General features: G+C 66.7%; 16 protein-coding genes. 10 read left to right on the top strand and 6 right to left on the bottom strand.

The features are described from left to right. Window positions 1-85 precede the first annotated feature (85 nt). Together D6860_RS22680 and D6860_RS22675 are read left to right on the top strand one after the other, a co-directional pair. On the top strand, window positions 86-1063 hold the full coding sequence (locus tag D6860_RS22680; protein WP_076622809.1) for a translocase: 978 nt from the start codon (window positions 86-88) through the stop codon (window positions 1061-1063). Window positions 1064-1082: 19 nt separating this feature from the next. Continuing rightward, window positions 1083-2636 carry a phosphate ABC transporter substrate-binding/OmpA family protein gene (locus D6860_RS22675; protein ID WP_076622808.1) on the top strand — a complete coding sequence of 518 codons (1554 nt, stop codon included), beginning with the start codon at window positions 1083-1085 and terminating at the stop codon, window positions 2634-2636. A gap of 7 nt (window positions 2637-2643) precedes the next feature. Here the strand turns inward: D6860_RS22675 and radC are convergent, their stop codons facing one another. The 4 genes from radC to dnaK all read right to left on the bottom strand — a co-directional run bounded on the left by radC (window position 2644) and on the right by dnaK (window position 7402). After that, the gene (gene radC, locus D6860_RS22670; RefSeq protein ID WP_017469047.1) at window positions 2644-3408 is read right to left on the bottom strand and encodes a RadC family protein; all 765 of its coding nucleotides are present in this window, start codon (window positions 3406-3408) and stop codon (window positions 2644-2646) included. A 34-nt stretch (window positions 3409-3442) separates the two neighbouring features. Further along, window positions 3443-4081, bottom strand: coding sequence for a DedA family protein (locus D6860_RS22665; protein ID WP_076622807.1), 639 nt, complete (start codon window positions 4079-4081; stop codon window positions 3443-3445). Between the two features lie 155 nt (window positions 4082-4236). Next, window positions 4237-5394 (bottom strand): molecular chaperone DnaJ, encoded by a 1158-nt coding sequence (gene dnaJ / locus D6860_RS22660; RefSeq protein ID WP_076622806.1) that lies wholly within the window; start codon window positions 5392-5394, stop codon window positions 4237-4239. A 79-nt stretch (window positions 5395-5473) separates the two neighbouring features. Further along, window positions 5474-7402, bottom strand: a complete 1929-nt coding sequence (gene dnaK, locus D6860_RS22655) for a molecular chaperone DnaK (RefSeq protein ID WP_017467388.1) — start codon at window positions 7400-7402, stop codon at window positions 5474-5476. A gap of 220 nt (window positions 7403-7622) precedes the next feature. Between dnaK and D6860_RS22650 the strand changes: the two genes are divergently transcribed. Next, window positions 7623-8228 (top strand): alpha-ketoglutarate-dependent dioxygenase AlkB family protein, encoded by a 606-nt coding sequence (locus D6860_RS22650; protein WP_017467389.1) that lies wholly within the window; start codon window positions 7623-7625, stop codon window positions 8226-8228. A gap of 104 nt (window positions 8229-8332) precedes the next feature. Here the strand turns inward: D6860_RS22650 and D6860_RS22645 are convergent, their stop codons facing one another. Both D6860_RS22645 and D6860_RS22640 read right to left on the bottom strand, forming a co-directional pair. Next, entirely contained in the window at window positions 8333-8968 is a 636-nt protein-coding gene (locus D6860_RS22645; RefSeq protein ID WP_110688247.1) for a COG3650 family protein, read from the bottom strand. Window positions 8969-9045: 77 nt separating this feature from the next. Further along, on the bottom strand, window positions 9046-9876 hold the full coding sequence (locus D6860_RS22640; protein ID WP_017468370.1) for an ABC transporter permease: 831 nt from the start codon (window positions 9874-9876) through the stop codon (window positions 9046-9048). A gap of 147 nt (window positions 9877-10023) precedes the next feature. Between D6860_RS22640 and cysQ the strand changes: the two genes are divergently transcribed. From cysQ to D6860_RS22605, 7 genes are all read left to right on the top strand, one after another. After that, window positions 10024-10821 (top strand): 3'(2'),5'-bisphosphate nucleotidase CysQ, encoded by a 798-nt coding sequence (gene cysQ / locus D6860_RS22635; RefSeq protein ID WP_076622804.1) that lies wholly within the window; start codon window positions 10024-10026, stop codon window positions 10819-10821. An 8-nt stretch (window positions 10822-10829) separates the two neighbouring features. Then, complete coding sequence (locus D6860_RS22630; protein ID WP_076622803.1) at window positions 10830-12062, top strand: glycosyltransferase family 2 protein; 1233 nt, start codon at window positions 10830-10832, stop codon at window positions 12060-12062. 191 nt (window positions 12063-12253) lie between these two features. Beyond that, window positions 12254-13150: a UTP--glucose-1-phosphate uridylyltransferase GalU gene (gene galU / locus D6860_RS22625; protein ID WP_076622802.1), complete on the top strand. Its 897-nt coding sequence runs from the start codon at window positions 12254-12256 to the stop codon at window positions 13148-13150. 6 nt (window positions 13151-13156) lie between these two features. Then, window positions 13157-14140 (top strand): UDP-glucose 4-epimerase GalE, encoded by a 984-nt coding sequence (galE, locus tag D6860_RS22620; RefSeq protein ID WP_076622801.1) that lies wholly within the window; start codon window positions 13157-13159, stop codon window positions 14138-14140. Then, window positions 14121-15356: a glycosyltransferase family 4 protein gene (locus D6860_RS22615; RefSeq protein ID WP_093412501.1), complete on the top strand. Its 1236-nt coding sequence runs from the start codon at window positions 14121-14123 to the stop codon at window positions 15354-15356. Before galE ends, D6860_RS22615 begins: the two co-directional genes overlap by 20 nt. Window positions 15357-15407: 51 nt before the next feature. Next, window positions 15408-16418 carry a glycosyltransferase family 2 protein gene (locus D6860_RS22610; RefSeq protein ID WP_076622800.1) on the top strand — a complete coding sequence of 337 codons (1011 nt, stop codon included), beginning with the start codon at window positions 15408-15410 and terminating at the stop codon, window positions 16416-16418. Continuing rightward, a complete protein-coding gene (locus D6860_RS22605) occupies window positions 16415-18115 on the top strand; it encodes a DUF5927 domain-containing protein (protein ID WP_076622799.1) in 1701 nt (566 codons plus the stop codon). Before D6860_RS22610 ends, D6860_RS22605 begins: the two co-directional genes overlap by 4 nt. Window positions 18116-18123 lie beyond the last annotated feature (8 nt).

The raw sequence follows: 18123 nt of genomic DNA, 5'->3' as shown, positions 1-18123 counted from the left end.
GACACCCCGCCTCTGCCGCAACAGTGCCGCTTTTCACTCATAAATTGTTTATGAATGAGAACGCAGGATGCGAGTGGAGGCCGGGATGGCGCGACTCAAGACATATCTTCTGGCGGTGGCCACGGTGCTCATGGCGCTCGCCATCGGCTACTTCATGCAGCAGGGCGACGCTGCCACGCCCGTCGCGCTGAACCAGAAGGGCGATCTGGTCGTGAGCGACATCACTGACATGTCCTCGGCGTCCGGGGTGGCTCCGCGCCTGCCGGTTCCGGCAGCCCTCGAAACAGCGTCCACGCTTCCCGACCTGCCGGTGCAGCGGGTCCGGGCCGAGGCGCCGGTTGCGACGATTCCCACCCCGGACACCGCCCGCTCCGAGGGCTTCGACTGTGCCATCGAGATGTCGGCAGAGGTGAACGCCGGCGCCATGGTCGCGCTTGAGCTCTCGGCGCCCTGCTACGCCTCCGAGCGGGTCACCATCCACCATCACGGGCTGATGTTCACCGAGCATACCGCGCCCGACGGCAGCCTGCGCCTGTCCGTGCCTGCACTGACCGAGCGGGCGCTCTTCGTTGCGGCCTTCGACGGCGGTGACGGGGCGACCGCAGTGGTCGACGTGCCGGCGCTGCCCTTCTACGACCGGGTCGTCCTGCAATGGCGCGGTGCGAGCGGGCTGCAGCTTCACGCCCGCGAGTTCGGCGCCGACTACTTCACCGACGGACACATCTGGAGCGCCCACGCCGGCGACATGACCCGCAGCGCGCAAGGCGAAAGCGGCTTCCTCACCCGTCTCGGTGACGCGTCGGGGCGCGATCCGCTGGTCGCAGAGATCTACAGCTTCCCCGCGGGCACCGCCCGGCAGGAGGGCACCGTGAGCATCTCGGTCGAGGCCGAGGTCACCGATGCCAACTGCGACCGCGCGGTCGAGGCGCAGACGCTCGAACGCCATGGCGATGCCCCGCTGCGGGTCCGCGACCTGTCGCTGTCGATCCCGGCCTGCGACGGTGTCGGAGATTTTCTGGTGTTGAAAAACCTCGTGGAAGACCTGAAGATCGCTGCAAGGTGACAGGGAACCGGGGAATTCCATGAAGACGATCTGTGCGGCGGTCCTCGCCGCACTTTGCCTTTTCGGGGGGCCGCTTCGCGCGCAGGACATCACGCTGCGCTCGCGCGACGGCGGCATCGAACTGTCCGGAACGCTGCTCGGCTTCGACGGCGAATTCTACCGCATGGAAACCCGCTACGGCGAGCTGACCGTGGACAGCTCGGGCGTGCTTTGCGAGGGCGTCGGGTGCCCGTCCCTGACCGACTTCGTGGCCGAGATGCGCGTGTCCGGCTCTGCCGCCATCGGTGACGTGCTCATGCCGGCGCTGGTCGAGGGCTTCGCGCTGCGCAACGGGCTGGAAGCGGCGCGGGAAGACAGCGCGGACGGCCGCTTTCGATACCTGCTGACCGACCCTTCCGAGGACCGCGTGGTCGGCCGGTTCTCCTTTCGGTCGCACACCACGAACGGCGGTTTCGCCGACCTGCTCTCCGACGAGGCCGACGTGGTCATGGCGCTGCGAGAGGTTCGACCGCAGGAGCGGGAGCAGGCCGAAGCGGCGGGCCTCGGCGACCTGTCGCACCCCAATCGCAGCCGCGTTCTCGCCCTCGATGCGATGATCCCCGTGGTCGCCCACGGAAATCCGGTGGACGCGATCTCGTTGTCGGCGCTGGCGCGGATGCTCTCGGGGCGGCTGGTGAACTGGCGGGCGCTCGGCGGACCCGACGCGCCGGTCGTCCTGCATCTGCGCAACGCGGGCTCCGGCCTCGCGCAGGGGCTCGAGGACCGCCTGTTGCGCCCCTCCGGACTTGAGCTGAACGGCGAGATCGTACGACACGAGAGCAACGCCGTGCTGTCCGAGGCGGTCGCGGACGATCCCTTCGGCATCGGTCTCGCAAGCTACTCCGAGATCGGCAACACCAAGCCGCTTTCCCTCACGGGCAGCTGCGGTTTCCAGCTTCGCGGTCGGCGCACCGCGATCAAGACCGAGGACTATCCGCTCACTGCGCCGATATTCCTCTACATGCCGGCGCGCCGCCTGCCGGCGCTGGCCCGCGAGTTCCTCGCCTACACGCGCAGCCCGCCGGCCCAGATCGTGATCCGCCGCGCGGGCTTTGTCGACCAGGCGCCGGAAGAGATCGAGATCAACGCGCAGGGCAACCGGCTCGCCAACGCGATTGCCGTGGCGCAGGGGCAGGAGGGGCTCGGGGCGTTGCAGTCGATGGTCACCATGCTTGCCCCGATGCGGCGGCTGACCACCTCCTTCCGCTTCGAGACCGGGTCGGTGCGGCTCGATGCGCAATCACGATCGAACGTGCAGCAACTCGCGCGTTCGCTGGAGCTTGGAGAGTATGACGGGCGCAGGATGGTGTTCGTCGGCTTCTCCGATGGGCAGGGCCCGGCCGACGACAACCTCGAGATCGCGCGGGCCCGGGCAGAGGCCGTGCGCGATGCGGTGATCGGCACCGCGGAGACGGCGGACCTCGACCGGCTGACGCTCGAGACAGTGGCTTTCGGCGAGGCAATGCCGATGGCCTGCGACGATACCGTCTGGGGAAGACGGGTGAATCGCCGGGTCGAGGTCTGGCTGCGCTGAGCCGGCACTAGAGCAGGCCTTCGCTGCGGAAGCTCAGCTCGCGCGAGCGTCCGATGACGAGATGGTCGTGCAAGGTGATGCCCAGCACATCCGCCGCGCTCTGGATCTGCGCCGTCATGTCGATGTCGGCCTGGCTGGGCGTCGGGTCGCCGGAGGGATGATTGTGCACGAGGATCAGCGCGCTGGCGTTCAGCTCGAGCGCCCGTTTCACCACTTCGCGGGGGTAGACCGGCACGTGGTCGACCGTCCCGCGCGCCTGTGGCTCGTCGGCGATCAGCACGTTCTTGCGGTCGAGGAACAGCACGCGGAACTGCTCGGTCTCGCGGTGGGCCATGGCGGTCTGGCAGTAGTCGAGAAGCGCATCCCACGAACTGACGACCTGCTTTTGCAAGACGCGGGAGCGGGCGAGCCGATGCGCGGCGGCTTCGACGATCTTGAGCTCGGCGACAACCGCGTCACCGACGCCGGGGATGTCGCCCAGCCGTGCGGCGGGCGCCGAGAGCACGCCGTTGAAGTCGGTGAACGCCTCGAGCAGCGCCCGTGCGAGCGGTTTCACGTCGCGTCGCGGGATCGCCCGGAAGAGCACCAGTTCGAGCAGCTCGTAGTCGGGCAGCGCATCGGCCCCGCCTGTCATGAACCGTTCGCGCAGCCGCGCGCGATGGTCGCGGATGTAGGAGGGCAGGGCGCGCCCGGCGGGAAGCGGCGCCTCGGGCGCCTCGTCACGATCGAAGAGCGCGGGCTGGGAAGCGGAGAATTGCGTCGCACGGGCCATGCCCGGAGCGTCGCGTGCAGACCTTAGCGAAGCGTTAAGATTGCTCTGCGCCCTGCTTCTCTTCGTCGTAATCACTGACGCGGCGGTTGTAGGTCGCGACGCGCCACAGGTAGGTGCCGATCAGCCCGACGACGACGATGGTCGAGACCGGGTCGAGCCAAGCGCTGACGGCCTCGTAGCCGCCTTCGAGCCAGTAACCCGCGAGTGTGAGGAACGCGGTCCATGCCACGGTTCCGATCGCGCTCAGCCCGAGGAAAAAGGCGCGCGGCATCCGGCGAACGCCCGCCGGGACCGAGATGAAGGTGCGGACGGTGGGGATCAGGCGCCCGATGAGCACCGCGCCGCCGCCATGCCGGTCGAACCAGTCATTGGCGCGGTCGAACTCCTCGGGCGACACCGAGAGCCAGCGACCGTGTTTCCGCGACAGCTTGCACAGCCGCTCGAACCCGATCCGTCGCCCGATCCAGTACCAGAGGTAGGCGCCGGCCAGCGAGCCGATGCTGCCTGCGGCGATGACCAGCGGCAGGGACATGGTGTTCCGCGCCGCGTTGAAGCCCGCCAGCGGCATGATCAGCTCGGAGGGAATGGGGGGAAAGACATTCTCGAGAAACATCAGGAGAGCGACGCCGAACGCGCCCATGCTGTCGATGAGGTTCGTGATCCAGTCGAACATGCGAAGGTGTCTCTCCCGAATGAAACAGGGCCCGGGGATCAACCCGGGCCCTCTCTGATCGGTTCCACCGATAGTTGCGCGAGGCCGTGGCGGCCGCCGGTGCTTGGGGGGGCCGAAAGGCGCCGACCAGGAGCCGCATTCGCGCAAGGCCGGGGTCAGCCCTTCATCGAATCCCAGAAGTTTTTCACCGACGAGAAGAAGCTGTGCGATTCCGGATTGTTGTCCTCGCTCAGCTCCTCGAACTCGCGCAGGAGCTCCTTCTGGCGCGACGTCAGGTTGACCGGCGTCTCGACCGCGAGCTCGATGAACATGTCACCCGAGCCGCCGCCGCGCAGCGCCGGCATTCCCTTGCCCCGAAGGCGCATCTGGCGACCGGACTGGCTGCCCGCGGGGATCTTTACCCGGCTGCGGCCACCGTCGATCGTCGGCACCTCGATGTCGCCACCGAGTGCGGCCGTTGTCATCGACACCGGCACGCGGCAATGCAGCTCGACGCCTTCGCGTTCGAAGATCTCGTGCGGCCTCACCTCGATGAAGATGTAGAGGTCGCCCGGAGGCCCGCCGCGCATGCCGGCTTCGCCCTCTCCGGCAAGCCGGATGCGGGTGCCGGTCTCGACCCCTGCCGGGATGTTGACCGAGAGCGCGCGCTCTTTCTGCATGCGACCGGTGCCACCGCACTTGCCACAGGGATTCTTGATGATCTGGCCCAGCCCCGAACAGGTGGGACAGGTGCGCTCGACCGTGAAGAAGCCCTGGGTCGCACGGACCTTGCCCATGCCCGAACAGGTCGGGCAGGTCACGGGCTCGGCACCACCTTCGGCGCCGGAGCCGTCACACTCGTCGCATTGCACCGAGGTCGGCACGTTGATCATCTTCTGGAGGCCGTTGTAGGCCTCTTCCAGCGTCACGCGCAGGTTGTAGCGCAGGTCTGCCCCGCGCGCCGCGCGCTGACGTCCACCGCCCTGGCGGCCGCCCATGAAGTCGCCGAAGAGATCGTCGAAGACATCCGAGAAGGCGCTGGCGAAATCGCCCTGGCCATGGAAACCACCGCCACCGGGGCGCGGTCCGCCGCCACCGCCCATGCCGCCCTCGAAGGCCGCATGGCCGAAGCGGTCGTAGGCCGCCTTCTTCTCGGGGTCCTTCAGAACCTCGTAAGCCTCGTTCGCTTCCTTGAACTGCGCTTCGGCATCGGGATTGTCGGCGTTGCGGTCGGGATGAAGTTCCTTCGCCTTCTTGCGATAGCCCTTCTTGATTTCGTCCGCGGAGGCACCTTTGCTGACACCGAGCACGTCGTAATAGTCACGCTTGGACATTCATGCCCTCCTTTTGCCCGGAACGGAAAGGGCCGGTCCGGCGTCCGGACCGGCCCCTCTTATGTTCCGAGAGCCTGGCTCAGCTCCGCTTGTTGTCGTCGCCCAGGTCCTCGAAGTCGGCGTCGACGATGTCGTCGTCACCCGAGTTGCCGGAGTTGTCCGCCGCCTCGGGCTCGTCGGCGCCCTCACCAGCGTCGGCCTGCGACTTGTAGATCGCCTCGCCCAGCTTCATCGCCGCTTCGGTGACGTTCTGGATGCCGGCCTTGATCTTCTCGGCCGAGACGTCGTCCTTCTCGAGGTCTTCCTTCAGCGCGGACAGGGCCAGCTCGATCGCCTCGATGGTCGACGGGTCGACCTTGTCGCTGTGCTCTTCCATCGACTTCTCGGTCGAGTGGATGAGGCTTTCGGCCTGATTGCGCGCCTCGACGAGCTCGCGACGCTCCTTGTCCTTCTCGGAGTTCTCCTCGGCTTCCTTGACCATCTTCTCGATGTCGTCGTCGCTGAGGCCACCCGAGGCCTGGATGGTGATCTTCTGCTCCTTGTTCGTGCCCTTGTCCTTGGCCGAAACGGAGACGATGCCGTTGGCGTCGATGTCGAAGGTCACCTCGATCTGGGGCATGCCGCGCGGTGCCGGCGGGATGTCCTCGAGGTTGAACTGGCCGAGCAGCTTGTTGTCGGACGCCATCTCGCGCTCACCCTGGAAGACGCGGATCGTCACGGCCGACTGGTTGTCCTCGGCGGTGGAGAAGATCTGCGACTTCTTGGTCGGGATCGTGGTGTTGCGGTCGATCAGGCGGGTGAACACGCCACCCAGCGTCTCGATGCCGAGCGACAGCGGCGTCACGTCGAGCAGGACCACGTCCTTCACGTCACCCTGCAGAACGCCGGCCTGGATGGCAGCACCCATGGCGACCACCTCGTCGGGGTTCACGCCCTTGTGCGGCTCCTTGCCGAAGAACTTGGTGACCTCTTCGAACACCTTGGGCATCCGGGTCTGACCACCGACGAGCACGACTTCGTCGATCTCGTCCTTCGAGATGCCGGCGTCCTTGAGAGCGGCCTGGCACGGCTTGATCGAGTTCTTGATCAGGTCGTTGACGAGGCTTTCCAGCTTGGCGCGGGTCAGCTTCATCACCATGTGCAGCGGCTGACCGTTCGAGCCCATCGAGATGAACGGCTGGTTGATCTCGGTCTGGGTCGCGCTCGAAAGCTCGATCTTCGCCTTCTCGGCAGCTTCCTTGAGACGCTGCAGGGCCATCTTGTCCTGCGTCAGGTCGATGCCGTGCTCTTTCTTGAACTCGTCGGCAAGGTAGTTGACGATCCGCATGTCGAAGTCTTCGCCACCGAGGAACGTGTCGCCGTTGGTGGACTTCACTTCGAACAGGCCGTCGTCGATCTCGAGGATCGTGACGTCGAAGGTGCCGCCGCCGAGGTCATAGACCGCGATGGTCTTGCTGTCCTTCTTGTCGAGGCCATAGGCGAGCGCGGCCGCGGTCGGCTCGTTGATGATGCGCAGCACCTCGAGGCCCGCGATCTTGCCGGCGTCCTTGGTGGCCTGACGCTGGGCGTCGTTGAAGTAGGCGGGAACGGTGATGACGGCCTGCGTCACCTCTTCGCCGAGGTAGCTCTCGGCGGTTTCCTTCATCTTGCCGAGGATGAAGGCGGAAATCTGGGAGGGCGAATACTTGTCGCCGCGAGCCTCGACCCACGCGTCGCCGTTGCCGCCGTCGATGATCTTGTAGGGCACGATCTTCTGGTCCTTCGTCACCTCCGCATCGGTGGTGCGGCGGCCGATCAGGCGCTTGACGGCAAAGATGGTGTTCTCGGGGTTGGTGACGGCCTGACGCTTCGCAGGCTGACCGACCAGGCGCTCTTCTTCGGCGAAGGCGACGATCGAGGGCGTGGTGCGGGCACCTTCTGCGTTCTCGATCACCCGTGCCTGGCTGCCGTCCATGATGGCGACGCAGGAGTTCGTGGTGCCAAGGTCGATACCAATGACTTTACCCATGTTTCGATCCCTTTCTGATTCAAGGCGATGACACGAGGCGTCCGGACCCGTTTACGGCATCCTGCCCCGCTGATGGTGATGCCGTCTGGCCGGGGCCTCGCGGCGTTCGGAGGGTATATAAGGAGGGGGTTTCAGCGCTGCAAGCGCCGCAAAGGGCGAGATTCCGGCAAATGACTGGATTTTCTTTGCGCCCGCCGGGGGAATCCGGAACAAAGAGGCCATGACCGAAGTGATCGAACGTCGCGGCTTCCGCATCCACGCGGGTTTTCTCGACCGGCCGGCGCAGGAGCGATTGGTCGAGGCGCTGCGCGGCTGCCTGCGCGTGGCCCCGCTCTACCAGCCGGTGACCCCGCGCGGCCGCGAGATGTCGGTGCGAATGTCGGCGGCGGGGCGTTTCGGGTGGGTGACCGACCGGCGCGGCTACCGCTACGAGCCGCGCCATCCCGAGGGCATGGACTGGCCGCCGATTCCCCGCGAGGTGCTGGACATCTGGGACAGCGTCTCGGGGGTCGACCGGGCGCCGGAATGCTGCCTCATCAACTGGTATGGCGAGGGCGCCCGCATGGGGCTGCACCAGGACAAGGACGAGGCGGATTTCGGGATGCCCGTGGTCTCGGTTTCGCTCGGCGACGAGGGGCTGTTCCGCATGGGCAACGAGGAGCGCGGCGGCAGGACCGAGTCGGTCTGGCTGCGCTCGGGCGATGTCGTGGTGATGGGCGGCGAGGCGCGGCTGAAGCATCACGGCGTCGACCGCATCCGTTTCGGCTCGTCGACGCTGCTGCCGCAGGGGGGGCGGATCAACCTTACGTTGCGCGTGGTGACCTGAGCTCGGCGCGGGACGGTGCCGCCCCGGCGGAGCCGCGCGTCGGATGATCCGGCGCGCGACGCCGTAGGGTGGGTTTGCAACCCACCGCGCCCCCGGTGAGGCCTTTACTGCGGCTGGATCGAACAGCAGCCCGACACGGCGCGTTCGGTCCGGCCGGTAAGCACCACGTCACCGGACAGCCCGTAAAGCTGCTCGGACATGCCGTCGGAGCAGGCCTCGACAGGGTGAATGACCAGTGTGCCGTCCTGACCCGGGCCGCCGAAGGTCAGCACGTAGGGCTCGAAACGGCCCTCCGCCGTGCGCAGGGCGTCGGCCCGAAGGCGGGGCAGCGTGGTCTCGGGCTCGGACCAGCCGACGTCTTCGCCGGGGACCGCGTCGAGCGACCAGAACGGCTCGGTCCCGAAGCAGCGCAGCGCGCCGGCGTCGGGCAGGGCGCTGCCCTCCTGCCGGTCCATGTAGGCGAGCGAGACCCAGCCGGCGCGCTCGCCCGTGTTCACCCGGCCCCAGCTTTGGTCGTCGTTCGTCGCGGTGATCTCGACATGGGTCTGCGCGTGCGAAAGCGCGCCGATGATCTCTGCCCCGGCGTCGGGCGCGGCGCGCACGTTGAGCTGGTCATCGGAGGCGACGCCGCTCACGGCGTAGAGCGCCGGGAGCGCGCCGGGCTCTGCGGCCAAGACCGGCGCCCCAGGCGCGAGACCAAAGGAACTGGCGGCAAGCAAAACGGACAGGACGCGAAACATCTCGGGCTCCTCTTCGACCAATTGAGAGGAAGTAGCGTAGCCCGAAGACGGCCGGCCCCCTAGTCCGGAATCCCTGCCTAGCGTCGGGCGCTCCAGCTCGCCGAGGCATGCTTGCGGGTGTAGAATTCGCCCATCAGGCCGATCATGATGAGGATCAGCGAGAGATACAGGGCGTATTCCCAGTCGGAGTTGCGCGGGTTGTAGTCGACGAAGGCGTGGCCCCGCGACTGGTCGATGGTGTGGAACAGCGGGTTCCAGCTGAACATCGCCAGCATGTGCGGGGGCAGCGAGTTGGCCACGAACATCTTGCCCGAGGCGATCATGTTGGCCCGCTGGTAGACGGTCGAGACGATCTGCACCGGGGTCGGGAACCACGGCTTCGCGGCAAGCAACAACATCCCGATGGCCGCGCCCGAGAACCACGCCAGCAGGATCATCGCGAGACAGCCGATCGGGTCGTGGATTTCCTGCATGACGAACGGGTTGAAGGCGACGTCGTAGACGAACAGGATCACCACCAGCGACAGGATCTGGATGTAGAGCGTCGACAGCATCGCCGAGGCGATGGCGATGGCCGTGTTCATCGGCGCATGTTGCATCATCGGGCTCGCCGGCCCCTCGGACGATACCACCGCGCCAAGCGTCTTTGTGTGGGTCATGTAGAGGAAGACGCCGGTCATGATGTAGATCATGAAGTCGCCGCGGATCGCGGTGCTGCGCATGCCGAGGATCTGGAACATGAAGTAGAAGGCGAGCACGAAGATGACCGTCTGCAGCATGTTCATGAACAGCGCCATGAAGGCATTGCCATGAGTCTTTCGGACAGCGCGAACCGAATTGTGGTAGATCAACTCGGAGATGTAGATCGCGGAGCCCAGCCGGGAACGCGGCTTCGTGGTCTGAAACATGGCAAACTGCTCCGATCCTCGTCACGCCGGGTGGGGGATGCCGGAACTTTCAGCCGATCTTCTTGCCCATCCAGATCGGCGTCAGCATAAGGGGAGGAGGCTTTCAGATCAATGAACCCGCGAATGGCGGGAGCTAGGAGACAGGCTTTGAATTACGAAACACTTGTGCAGGTCATGCGGCGTCTGGCGCTCGAGGCGGGCGACAAGATCATGGAGATCTACGACTCCCCCGATTTCGAGGTGAAGACCAAGTCCGACGAGAGCCCGGTGACCGAAGCCGACGAGGCCGCCGACGCGCTGATCTCGGCCGGCCTGCGCGAAGCCTTTCCCGACATGGCGCTGGTGACCGAAGAGCAGGCGGACAGCCACGAGCAGGACGTGATGACCTTCCTGATCGTCGACCCGCTCGACGGCACCAAGGAATTCGTCAAGCGCCGCGGCGATTTCACCGTGAACATCGCGCTGGTCGAAGAGGGCGTTCCGACCCGTGGCGTGGTCTACGCGCCGGCCAAGGGGCGGATGTTCTACACCGACTCGCTCGGGCACTCGGTCGAAGAGGCTGGCCCCTTCGACAAGGAGACCGCGGGCGAGCTGACGCAGCTTTCGGTCTCCGAGGCGAACAATGACGCGCTGATGGTCGTGGCCTCCAAGTCGCACCGCGACGAGGCCACAGATGCCTACATCAACAAGTACTCGGTGAAAGACTCCAAGAGCGCCGGCTCGTCGCTGAAGTTCTGCCTCGTGGCGACCGGCGAGGCCGACCTCTACCCCCGTCTTGGCCGCACGATGGAGTGGGACACCGCAGCCGGGCACGCGGTGCTGAACGGCGCTGGCGGCCGGGTCGTCCGTTTCGACGATCACACGCCGCTCGCCTACGGCAAGGCCGGCTTCGCCAACCCGTTCTTCATCGCCTATTCCCCGGGCGTGGACCTCAAGGAGGCCTGAGCGGGCCCATGGACGCCCCGTCGGTCAGCGTGGTGATCGTCAGCCGCGGGCGTCCCGATGCGCTGCGCCTCTGCCTGACCGGCGTGGCGCAGCTCGACCATCCGGTCTTCGAGGTGATCGTGGTGGCCTGCCCGCAGGGAGCCGCCGTGGTCGCCGACCGGTCCGATGCCGACCGGATCAAGCTCGTGCCTTTCGACGAGCCCAATATCTCGGCCGCACGCAATCTCGGGATCGCGCAGGCAGCGGGCGAGGTGGTCGCCTTTCTCGATGACGACGCGGTGCCAGAGCCGACATGGCTGGCCCGTCTCTCCGCCCCCTTCATCAACCCCGACGTCGCCGCGGCCGGTGGTTTCGTCCGCGGACGCAACGGCATCGACTTCCAGTGGCGGGCACGCACCGTGACGGCGGGCCTCGAAGAGTCGGAGCTCACGCTCGACGGCGAGGACCCGGTCGCGCCCGAGCCTCGCGCAGGCCGGGCGATCAAGCTGCAGGGCACGAACATGGCGCATCGGCGCTCGGTGCTTATGCGGATGGGGGGCTTCGATCCGGCTTACCGGTTCTTCCTCGACGAGACCGACCTCGACCTGCGCCACGCGGAAGCCGGGCACCGTGTCGTCGTCGTGCCGCTGGCGCAGGTGCACCACGGATACGCTGAAAGCTTGCGTCGCGCGGCGGACCGCACCCCGCGCGATCTTACCGAGATCGGTGCCTCGGTCGCGGTGTTCCTGCGGCGGCATTGCGACAAGGCCGGGCATGCGGCTGCCTGGAAACGGATTCGCGCCGAGCAGCGGCGCCGACTTCTGCGCCACATGGAGCGCGGACCGCTCGGCCCCGACGACGTGCTTCGACTCCTGCGGGGGCTCGACCATGGCTGGCGCGAGGGGCGGGCACGTCCGCTGTCGACGTTGAAGCCGATGCCGGATGCACCGTCACCGTTCCTTGCGTTCCCCGGCCGGCCGGGCGCCCCGCGCACGGTTCTGGCGGGCCGCCCCTGGCGTCGCGCGGGGCTGCGTCGCGAGGCGCAGCGACTCGTCCGCGAGGGGCGAATCGTCAGCCTCTACCGATTCTCTCACACGGCGCTTTTTCACCGTGTGAGGTTCCATCCGGAAGGGTTCTGGGAGCAGATCGGCGGACTTTGGGGGCGCTCCGATCGTGGCGATCCCATCGTATGGCCATGGCTCTTCCGTCGCCGTCTCGAGGCCGAGTGCGCGCGGGTTTCGCAGGTGCGCGAAAGGGGTTGAGGGGTTTTATATCTGCTCTCTCTATGGGCGAGTTCTCCAACCCGATGAAGCTTTCGGCAGCTGTCACGAAACTTTCGCGGGGTTTCCCGCCGACAGCTTTTGCGCAGTTTCACGCTACCGGGTAACGTGCTAGTGAGACGCCTGCATAGGCTAATTTTTTTACTGCCTTGGGCGAATGCAAGGAGCAGACAATGCGTAATAAAGTCACGAAAGCCATCTTTCCGGTGGCAGGGCTTGGCACTCGATTTCTTCCCGCGACAAAATCCGTTCCGAAGGAGATCATGACCCTCGTGGACCGTCCGCTGGTGCAATACGCCATCGACGAGGCGCGCGCGGCGGGCATCACCGAGTTCATTTTCGTCACCTCGCGCGGCAAGAGCGCGCTCGAAGATTACTTCGACGTCGCGCCCCACCTCGAGGCCGACCTCAAGGCCAAGGGCAAGGACAAGCTGCTCGACGTGCTGAACCAGACCAACATGGACTCGGGCGAGATTGCCTACATCCGCCAGCACAAGGCGCTGGGCCTCGGTCACGCCGTGTGGTGCGCCCGCCGTCTGATCGGTGACGAGCCCTTTGCGGTCATGCTTCCCGACGACGTGATCGCCGCCGACAAGCCATGCCTGCAGCAGATGGTCGAAGCCTACGAGGAAACCGGCGGGAACATGGTCGCCGCGATGGAAGTGCCTGCCGACAAGGCGTCCTCCTATGGCATTCTCGACGTCGAGGAAGACATGGGCTCGATGGTGTCGGTCAAGGGTATGGTCGAAAAGCCCAAGGCGGGCACCGCGCCCTCGAACCTGGCCGTGATCGGCCGCTACATCCTGTCGCCTCAGATCCTCAAGAACCTCGACGAGAAGCAGACCGGCGCGGGTGGCGAGATCCAGCTGACCGACGCAATCGCGAGGCAGATCGGAGACGAGAGCAACGGCGTCTACGGCTACCGCTTCAACGGCCAGCGCTACGATTGCGGTTCCAAGGCCGGCTTCCTGCAGGCCACCGTGGCGTTCGGTCTCGACCGTGACGATCTGCGTGACGACCTCGAGGCCTACCTGCACGAGATCGTCTCGGCCCGGAAAGCGGCGCAATAAGCAACGATGACAAACGTACTGGTCACCGGCGGTGCGGGCTATATCGGCTCGCACGCCTGCAAGGCACTGAAAGCGGCGGGCTACACGCCCGTCACCTACGACAACCTCGTCACCGGCTGGAAGGACGCGGTGAAGTTCGGACCCTTCGAAGAGGGGGCGCTGTCCGACCGCGCCCGCCTCGACGAGGTCTTCGCGAAATACGAGCCCGTGGCGGTGATGCACTTCGCTGCACTGAGCCAGGTCGGCGAGGCGATGGCCGAGCCGGGCCGCTACTGGCGCAACAACGTCGAGGGCTCGCTGACGCTGATCGAGGCCGCCTGCGCGGCGGGCTGCCTGAACTTCGTGTTCTCCTCGACCTGCGCGACCTATGGCGAGCATGACAACGTCGTGCTGGACGAGAGCACCCCGCAGGAGCCTCTCAACGCCTACGGCGCGTCGAAGCGCGCGGTCGAGAACATCCTGCGCGACTTCGAGGCCGCCTATGGCCTGAAGTCGGTGATCTTCCGCTATTTCAACGTGGCGGGGGCGGACCCCGAGGGCGAGGTCGGCGAACATCACCGTCCCGAGACACACCTCATCCCGGTGATGCTCGAGGCGATCGACGGAACGCGCCCGGCGCTGACCATCCACGGCACCGACTATGACACGCCGGACGGCACCTGCATCCGCGACTACGTGCACGTCATGGACCTTGTCGATGCGCATGTGCTGGGGCTCAAGTGGCTCAAGGACGGCAAGGATAGCCGCGTCTTCAACCTCGGCACCGGAGACGGCTTCTCGGTGCGCGAGGTCATCGACGCGTCGCGGTCGGTCACCAACCGCGAGGTGCCGCACTCCGAGGGGCCGCGCCGCGCCGGCGATGCGACCAAGCTGGTCTCGGGCTCGACCCGCGCCGCCGCCGAACTCGGATGGACGCCGGGTCGCTCGACGATGCCGCAGATGATCGCCGACGCCTGGCGCTGGCATCAGAATGGGCACTACGAGGGCTGAGGCGCCAACGCGCCTCCTCGATCTCACGCGGCTGGTCTCGCGGGCCGGCCGCGCCTTCACCGGTATCGACCGGGTCGAATATGCCTATCTCGTGCATCTGCTCGACGCGGGTCCCCTTTGGGGGCTGGTGCGCAGCTCGATGGGCTACCTTCTGCTGGACCCCGAGGGTTGCGCGGCGCTGAAGCGACAGTTCACGGCGGGCGATTGGCCCGCGCCGGACCTGCTGTCGCGGCTCCGGCGCCTGCCGCCGGGGCGCGCGGAGGCCGAGACGGCGGTCCGCCGATTGGCCGTGGCGCGCTGTCTGCCCCGGGGGCTGACCCGCATGCTGGAACGGCACCTTCCCGCGTGGACGCATTACCTGAACACCGGCCACACCAACCTGACCGAGCGGGTGGTGCGCGCGGTGCGCGCCCGCCCCGCCAGCCGGATCGCGGTGCTGCTGCACGACACCATTCCGCTCGACTACCCCGATTACACGCGCGAGGGAGTCACCGCGCGGTTCAGTGCCTTCCTTGACCGGGTGGGGCGCCATGCCGATCTCGTGATCTGCAATTCGCACCAGACCGAGGCCGATTTCCGCAGGCACATGGCGGGATGCGACCGGTGGGGGGAAGCAGCGCCGCAGGGCGACGCGCCCCGCACGGTGGTCGCGCATCTGGGCGTCGAGCCGTCGCCTCCGGGGGACGCGCCGCGGGGCCCGTGGACCGGCAGGGCGTTTTTCGTCGTGCTGGGCACCATCGAGCCGCGCAAGAACCACGCGCTGCTGCTCGACATCTGGGAGCGGGACGCGCCCGATGCCGAGCTGCTCGTCTGCGGGGCGCGGGGCTGGAGGAACGCCGAGGTCTTCGCCCGGCTCGACCGGGGCATCGCCCGGGTGCACGAACTGCCGGGGCTGGACGACGGTCAGGTCGCCGCCCTGCTGCGCGACAGTGCCGGGCTGCTGTTCCCCAGCCTTGCCGAGGGCTACGGCCTGCCGCCGATGGAGGCCGCGGCTCTGGGGGTGCCGGTGCTGTCCGCCGACCTGCCGGTGCTGCGCGAGGTGCTGGGAGATATTCCCGTTTACGCACAGGTAACTGACGGCTATCTTTGGCGCCGTCACATAACAAGGATGGCCGAGGAGCGTCGGGCTGATCCGGGCAGGGAGCGCAGCGGCGCGGAGGGGTGGTGCCCGCCGGGCTGGGGCATGCATTTCAAGACCGTATTAACCCTGATCTGATAGCCGCCACGGAGCCCGGGCCGCGCTTCCGGTCCGCACGAAGGGTAGAGTTTGGGTGCATGGCAGTCATACAGGCTGAGGCTTCAGCGCAAGCGCTGGCGCGTCCGCGCCCTGCGCAAGTCGCGCGAGCTGAAGCCGGTCTCGGACCGCACCGACCGCATCCGCCCCTCCGACCTGTTCGTCTTCTGCACCCAGCGGAACGAGGCGATCCGCCTGCCGTATTTCCTGAAATACTACCGGGACATGGGGGTGAACCACTTCTTCTTCGTCGACAACGGCAGCACCGACGGCTCGCTCGACTACCTGTCCCGGCAGGAGGACGTCTCGGTCTGGTCGACGCAGGGCAGCTACAAGCGGTCGCGCTTCGGGATGGACTGGATCAACCACCTGCTGCGCAAGCATGCCCATGGCCACTGGGCGCTGACCCTCGATCCCGATGAGTTCTTCCTCTACCCGTTCTGCGACACGCGCCCGCTGCGGGCGCTGACCGACTGGCTGGATGCGTCGTCGATCAAGAGCTTCTCGGCGATGCTGCTCGACATGTATCCCAAGGGCCGGATCGACGCGCAGCCCTACCGGGCCGGGCAGAACCCGCTCGAGATCGCCTCGTGGTTCGATGCCGGCAACTACCGCACGAGCCGCAACCGCCGTTTCGGCAACCTCTGGATCCAGGGCGGGCCGCGGGCGCGCGTGTTCTTTGCGGACAGGCCCGAACGCGCCCCGGCGCTGAACAAGGTGCCGCTGGTGAAATGGGACCGGCGCTACACCTACGTCAGCTCGACCCACATGCTGCTGCCGCGCGGGCTGAACCTCGTCTACGACGAATGGGGCGGCGAAAAGGCCAGCGGCCTGCTGCTGCACACCAAGTTCCTCGACACCTTCGGCGCCAAGGCCGAGGAGGAGCTCGCCCGCAGGGAGCACTACGCGGGGTCGACCGAGTATCTCGCCTATGCCGACAAGATCCGGGACAACCCGGATCTCTGGTGCAAGTGGTCCGAGAAATACATCAACTGGCGTCAGCTCGAGATCCTCGGCCTCATGTCCAAGGGCAACTGGGCATGAGCGTCGGCATCCTCATGCTGGTGCACACCGCGCTGGACCGGGCCGAGCAGGTGGCGCGTCACTGGCGGCGGGCCGGCTGCCCGGTGGTCATCCACGTCGACAGCAACGTCCCGCAAAAGACCTACGACGCCTTCGTCGCGTCCCTCGCGGACGATCCGGAGGTGCTGTTCTCGAAACGCCACCGCTGCGAATGGGGGACCTGGGGGCTCGTGGCGGCAAGTCAGGATGCGGCCGAGCTGATGCTGGCCCGCTTCGAGAAGGTGCGCCACGTCTACCTCACATCGGGCTCCTGCCTGCCGTTGCGCCCGGTCGAGGAACTGGTCGGCTACCTCGACGCCCGGCCGGGCACCGACTTCATCGAAAGCGCCACCACGGCCGATGTGCCATGGACCGTCGGCGGGCTCGACGAGGAACGCTTCACGCTGCTGTTCCCGTTCTCCTGGCGCAAGAGCCGCTTCTTCTTCGACCGCTTCGTCGAGGTCCAGCGCAGCATCGGCTTCCGCAGGCGCATGCCGCGCGGGATCGTGCCGCACATGGGCAGCCAGTGGTGGTGCCTGACCCGCCAGACGCTGACCGCGATCCTGCAGGACCCGCAGCGACGCCGGTTCGACCGCTACTTCCGCCGGGTCTGGATTCCCGACGAGAGCTATTTCCAGACCCTCGCGCGGCTCTACTCGACCAACATCGAGAGCCGCTCTCTGACGCTGTCCAAGTTCGATTTCCAGGGCAAGCCGCACATCTTCTACGACGATCACCTGCAGCTTCTCCGGCGCTCGGACTGTTTCGTGGCGCGCAAGATCTGGCCGTATGCCGACCGGCTCTACCGCGCCTTCCTGACCGACGCCGAGGCCGAGCAGAACCGGCAGGAGCCCAACCCCGGCAAGATCGACCGGATCTTCGCCCGCGCCGTCGACCGCCGGACACGCGGACGACCGGGCCTCTACATGCAGTCGCGCTATCCCAACCTTGGTTGGGAGAACGGCGTGACCGCCGGGAAATACTCGGTCTTCCAGGGGTTCTCCGAGCTCTTCAAGGACTTCGAGGGGTGGCTCGGTCGGGCGACCGGGGCGCAGGTGCATGGCCATCTCTACGCGCCGGAGCGTGCCGAGTTCGCCGGCGGGCAGACGGTGATCAACGGGGCGCTGCCGGACAACGCGAAGCTGCGCGACGCCAACCCGAAGGCGTTCCTGACGAACCTTCTGTGGAACACCCGCGGCGAGCGGCAGTGCTTTCAGCATGGCCCCCATGACACGCCGGGGATCATCTGGCACATCAGCCGCGATCCGAACGCGCAGGTCAGCGTGATCTCGGGGGCCTGGGCGGTGCCGCTGTTCAAGTCCAACGCGACCTTTGCCGACCTGCGCGCCGAGGCGGCCGCGCTGCAGAAGATCGAGAGCAGGATGCTCGACCAGATGCGCTCGCCCGATGCCAAGGCGCGCATCCGTATCTGGACCATGGCCGAGTTCATAGAGGCCCCGATGGAGCCCCTGCAGCTGGTGATCGACGAGATCGGGCAGTCATCCTCGCACCGGCTCGCCGAGGCGCCGGTGATGGAGGAGCTCGCCGGCTTCGGCCGGTTCCTGCAGAACCTCAAGAACCAGGGGATGCATCCGTATCTCATGGGGGATTTCCCCGTCGAGCCCGCCGCGCGGAGCGCCCGGCCGCGCCGCCGCAGACCCTATGTCGTGAATAAGTAAGGCCGTTC

The organism is Salipiger sp. D13, from assembly GCF_003703915.1.
Classification (GTDB): Bacteria; Pseudomonadota; Alphaproteobacteria; order Rhodobacterales; family Rhodobacteraceae; genus Salipiger; species Salipiger profundus.
This window is presented reverse-complemented; position numbering and strand designations above follow the sequence as displayed.